This window comes from Marinagarivorans sp. (assembly GCF_982758155.1).
The window spans coordinates 1-4,988 of sequence record NZ_CEXWTU010000298.1; the positions used below are offsets into that span (position 1 = coordinate 1).

The following is a 4,988-nucleotide window of genomic DNA, read 5'->3' on the forward strand; positions in this document are numbered from 1 at the left end:
GCCCAGAAAACAATCAATTCGCCTTTTAGGTGAGCGTCATTTCGACCCTACCTGAGCAGTTACCGTCAGTAATCGCACGACCTTACATCCCCCCAAACCAATAAATTTCCCTACGCTGCTTACAGCGGTTGACCGACTCAGTTGAGCTCAAGAATACGTAGAATTTCAGTCAAGCAAGCCTCGAAATGTAAAGCAAGCTTGACACCCAGCTGGCAACCCCCTAAAGTAAAGCTTACTTTACTTATTGAAATGGATACCCGGTATGAAAAAAGCGACAACTGAACCCAGTGCTTGGGAAAAAACAATCATAAAAAATACAACGCATATTGCTTACTGGACCCTAGCCTGGCTAGCCTCTACCGCTTTAGCCGCCATAGGGCCAAGTCAAATTTGGAGCTTCGATAAAACACCCACGGCACTCGCTGTTTTACTCAATATGGCAATAGGACTTGGCTTGGTTATCGCGATTTTTCGACACCAAAAATCTTTAGATGATTTGGGCAAAAAAGTTTTCCTGGATGCCGCCGCAATCACGCTGGGGGCAACCCTGATTATAGGGACGAGCTATCAAATGCTTCAAAATATAAAACTGATATCATCAACGCCAGAAGTTTCGCACTTAATACTGCTAATGGGGATTACCTTTATGGTTTCGATTTTAGTGGGCAACTGGAGATATCGATGAGGAACCACCTAAAGGGACTACGTGCCGAAAAGGGCTTCACCCAAGCCCAACTGGCCAGCCTTTTGGATGTTTCCCGCCAAACAATAAACGCCATTGAGAAAGATAAGTTTGATCCAAGCCTACCCTTAGCCTTTAGAATGGCTCGGTTATTTAATCGGCGAATTGAAGATATTTTTTTGGAGGAGACGCCTTAGCGCGGTTCCAACCAAGCTGTTTCATGCAGACCAAAAATCACGAAGACCGCAGCCGCGATTAAAACATCAAATTTATTAATTTTTAATCGATATAACCTAAAGCTAAAAACCAGAATACTAACAGCCAACATACCCATTTCACTCATGCTTTATCTGCTCGCCTTTAACTCTGTTCTATTCGGCACCAGAAATACCTCTCCTCTCCAACCCTAAAATCACTTACAATCAAACCCACACAACCAAGCCACTAATTGCAGATTTTAACATTGAGTATTTCCAATACGATTGACTTTATGACATTTCTTTTTGAATTCTGGATTGATACCAGTTGGTATATTGCCTTGCTCATGTCCCTTGCGACTAATTTGCTGGTCTTTTTTGTTGCTGCGTATTGCATAGAGTGGATAACAAACAGATGGATATCCGATGATGGAATATTTCATCTTATTGATAGCGGGCCATTAGGCAAAAACCAAAAGCAATATGAAATAAAAAATGGTGTTATTTCTTGCCTTTTGTTTTCGCTAGTCAGCCTTTCAGCAAGGGAATTATTTGAAGGAGTCTTACCAGGCTCATTGAAGCAGTTACTCATTGAAGTTCTGGCCTTCACCATATTTTATGAAACATACTCTTATTTTGTACATCGGCTACTACACTTAAAACCTTTTACTCAATGGCATGGGGTGCATCACCGCTCACATAGAGTAACCCCCTGGAGTGCTTATAGCGTACACCCCATCGAGGCGCTGCTTATTTGCCTGAGCGCACCTCTATTCATGCTGATCTTCCCCGTACACCTGGCCGTTATTTTTGTATTTCATATTTTGGGTGTTGTTTTCACAATGGCTTTACATTCAAATATCATCCTGAACAAACGCATCCCTTTAAGCTCAATATTTAATGCTTATACCCTATGCCACGCGGCACACCACAAAAAAGGAAACGTCAATTTTGGCTTTGTAAATACATTTTGGGACGTGCGATTCAAAACAATTTATCCCAGTAAGAGACAAGGTGATACTGGCTCACCCAATTAGGCGAAGAGGGCCTGCAGGGAAGCAGGTTATTAGAATAACGCACCGAGGCAGGAGCCTCTTTAGACATTGCACCGCCACACGGATGTGGCAGATTAGGATAACGCAGGAGCAATTATCGAGGAGCGGTTATCGAAGCGGCTTTCTTGTCGGGCATGTAACGCGCCAAGCAACGAAGATAAGGAGATCGGCATCGAGCAGTAGTGGATGACATCTGCTCCCTCTCCCCTTAAATGCAGCCCCTCTAGAAGCGTTTATTAAACACAATCCAAAAAAACATCACAGCACAAGCCAAAAAGCAATCCATCATTCACCTACCGCCTTAACCTTTAACGTCGCCAATACCGATGCCCCTATCAGCACGGCAAATAATAAATGCTTTAAAGTTAACACCTCACCCAATATCAAAGCCGAAAAGGCAAAAGTGAAAAAAGGCTGCATTAATTGTATTTGCGCAATTTTTCCCGCGCCATAATCAGCCATGGCTTGGTACCAAAATTTAAACCCCCACCACTGGCTAATAAAAATTAAATAGACCAAAGCTATTAAAGCCATCCCAAAATGTGGTAAATGCTCTGCCGCCAAAATGTTTGACCATTTCTGAATGTCTTTTAGCTCTTGCGTGAGTGAATAACAAAATAAGCCTGCGCTAATGGGTAAATACATGACTAACGCCCAGCAAATAGTTTGCCAACCGCCCAAGGTTTTTGCCGCTTTACTGCCAGCGGAATACCCTAGCCCCGCAAATAAAACCGTCGCCAAAAGTACCGCCAACGTAGTGGCGCGCCATTGCGCTTGCGTTAAACCTTCATAAAAATAGCCCAATAAAAAAACCGCACCCAGCAGCGAAAAAACCCAAAACCATTTGGAGTGCTTTTCTTTCATTAAAAATGTAGCGAACAATGCGGTAGATAGTGGCAACCCCGCTAGCACTACCGCCATTTCAGCCGCTGATAAAGTCGTTAGCCCCCAGTTTAATAACTGCGGGAAACCTATCGCTACGCCACTGCCCGCTGCAGCTAACCAGAAAAATTCGTTACCCGATGGTAAGCGCCACCCTTTATGCCTTATAACCAACAACGCCGCGCAGCCGGCAAAAAAAGCTCGGCTAGCAGCAATAAAGTCAGGATTAAAATAGCGAAGCGCCACCTTCGTTAGTGGCACTGTTAAGCTAAATAACACCACCGCCAGCAACGCATACCCTGCTGCCTTTACCATACCTGGCACCTTGGTGGATTGCGGGTTTACGCACGACGGTAGTGGCTGGCCGGGGGATCGAACGGATAAATGATTCATGGCGCTCTCCTTATTCTGATGCGACGGGCGTACGACTTTTGTACACAACCGCTGAATGTGTGCTCATTGTGCCCATCTGCACTGCGCTTAATAAGGGCTAGCCCACGCGTAAAACAGCAGTACAGTTAAGGCCCGCCATACAACTGTACCGGTAATATTTAGCCCATCTGTTACGCTTACTAGCACAGCTGAACACTTACACTGTTTGTGTGTGAACGTACTGGCTCAAAAGATCAGGCTGCATAAATGTAATATTGAAGGAGGCAACACAATGAAAGGCACGCTTTATCAACAGGTGGCAAGCGACCTAGTGGGTGATATAGAACAAGGGCATTATTCACCCGGCACCAAAGTACCGAGCGTACGCAGCTTAAGCCGCCGTCTGCAAGTGAGTATTTCGACCATCACACAAGCCTACGCACTATTAGAGGACCAAGGCTATATTCGCGCACGCCCCCAGTCGGGCTATTTTGTACGTGACACCTTAGCCCAAAAAGCCCCACCGGTTTCCAAGGGCGAAAGCCCCAGCATGGTTCCCAATGCCGATTTAATTAACCGGCTGCTCAGCCAATCCCTAAAGGGGAAAGTCGTTAATCTCGGTACCGCTATTCCCGACAGCTCTTTTCTACCTTATCGCTCACTACAAACGCACGTTCAAAAAGTTACGCGGTTTCAGCGTGATAGTGCTTTTTCGTATCACCTTTCACCGGGGGCAGAAGGGCTGCGCCAAGCCATTGCCCAGCGCATGCTCGATGTAAAAGTACGCTGCAGCAGCGACAATATTGTTATCACCAACGGCGCAACCGAGGCTATTAATTTGTGCTTACGTGCCTGTACTCGTGCAGGCGATATTATTGCCATTGAATCTCCGTGCTATTACGGCTATTTACAAATTGCTAAGCTGCACGGTCTGAAGGTGATTGAAATCCCCACCGACCCGAACGATGGCATTAGCCTAGATGCGTTAACGCTCTCGTTACAGCAGTGGCCCATAAAGGCTATATTACTGAGCTCGCGCTATAGCAACCCAACCGGCGCGCTTATACCCAATGCCAAACAAAAGCGCTTATATCAACTGATAACAACCTATCAAGTCCCCTTAATTGAAGACGATGTTTATGGCTGCCTGGGCTTTGAGCAAACGTTTACGTCCACCATTAAAAGTTACGATGCCGAAGGGCTTGTCCTTTTTTGTTCGTCTTTTTCTAAAACATTAAGCCCTGGCCTTAGAGTAGGTTGGTGTTTACCCGGCAAAAAACAGGCACAAATTATAGAAGCACAAATGTACAGTAATTGGGCGACATGCAGCTTAAGCCAACTCGCGATTGAATCGTATTTGAATCATGGCCATTACGATAAGCATTTACGGCAACTGCGCAACCACGCACAAGACAACATGCGCCGAGCCAACCACTTCATTAATCGACACTTTCCCGAGGGCACGCTAATGAGTTCGCCGCAAGGCGGTTTCGTATTATGGGTTTCGCTACCGGCTGGCGTTAATACTTTAGCCCTGCACGAACGCGCCTTCGCAAAAGGCATTGGCCTAGCCCCCGGCGGGCTATTTTCTAACACCCAGCATTTTGATGGCTACATGCGTATCAATTGCGCCCTACCCTGGGAGTTAGTGCTTAAACCGGCATTAAAGATCGTTGCAGACTTGGTGATAGAGATGACTATCGCCACAGACTAAAAATCCGAATGTACGTTTCCAGTGAAATTAGACCCTAACGTTGCATTAGGTTTTGAGTTCAGGAGCTTTTAGAGTGGTATTTATAG

Annotated in this window: 5 protein-coding genes; 4 read left to right on the forward strand and 1 reads right to left on the reverse strand. The window is 45.6% G+C overall.

From position 1 onward, the window contains the following. The first annotated feature begins 262 nt into the window (after positions 1 to 262). The 3 genes from AC3A8L_RS19745 (at position 263) to AC3A8L_RS19755 (ending at position 1,916) form a co-directional block, all read left to right on the forward strand. Positions 263 to 685 carry a hypothetical protein gene (locus AC3A8L_RS19745; protein ID WP_487963987.1) on the forward strand — a complete coding sequence of 141 codons (423 nt, stop codon included), beginning with the start codon at positions 263 to 265 and terminating at the stop codon, positions 683 to 685. Further along, positions 682 to 879, forward strand: a complete 198-nt coding sequence (locus tag AC3A8L_RS19750) for a helix-turn-helix transcriptional regulator (protein WP_487963988.1) — start codon at positions 682 to 684, stop codon at positions 877 to 879. Before AC3A8L_RS19745 ends, AC3A8L_RS19750 begins: the two co-directional genes overlap by 4 nt. Before the next feature lie 266 nt (positions 880 to 1,145). Then, positions 1,146 to 1,916: a sterol desaturase family protein gene (locus AC3A8L_RS19755; RefSeq protein ID WP_487963989.1), complete on the forward strand. Its 771-nt coding sequence runs from the start codon at positions 1,146 to 1,148 to the stop codon at positions 1,914 to 1,916. Positions 1,917 to 2,219: 303 nt separating this feature from the next. On the opposite strand, the gene AC3A8L_RS19760 is transcribed toward AC3A8L_RS19755, so the two are convergent. Next, positions 2,220 to 3,209: a DMT family transporter gene (locus AC3A8L_RS19760; protein WP_487963990.1), complete on the reverse strand. Its 990-nt coding sequence runs from the start codon at positions 3,207 to 3,209 to the stop codon at positions 2,220 to 2,222. Positions 3,210 to 3,480: 271 nt separating this feature from the next. Here AC3A8L_RS19760 and AC3A8L_RS19765 point away from each other — a divergent pair, with 271 nt between their 5' ends. Continuing rightward, positions 3,481 to 4,902 (forward strand): aminotransferase-like domain-containing protein, encoded by a 1,422-nt coding sequence (locus AC3A8L_RS19765; protein WP_487963991.1) that lies wholly within the window; start codon positions 3,481 to 3,483, stop codon positions 4,900 to 4,902. Positions 4,903 to 4,988 lie beyond the last annotated feature (86 nt).

Coding starts and splice junctions, on each gene's coding strand:
- AC3A8L_RS19745 (WP_487963987.1), top strand. CDS start 263: ATGAAAAAAGCGACAACTGAACCCAGTGCTTGGGAAAAAACAATCATA.
- AC3A8L_RS19760 (WP_487963990.1), bottom strand. CDS start 3,209: ATGAATCATTTATCCGTTCGATCCCCCGGCCAGCCACTACCGTCGTGC.
- AC3A8L_RS19750 (WP_487963988.1), top strand. CDS start 682: ATGAGGAACCACCTAAAGGGACTACGTGCCGAAAAGGGCTTCACCCAA.
- AC3A8L_RS19765 (WP_487963991.1), top strand. CDS start 3,481: ATGAAAGGCACGCTTTATCAACAGGTGGCAAGCGACCTAGTGGGTGAT.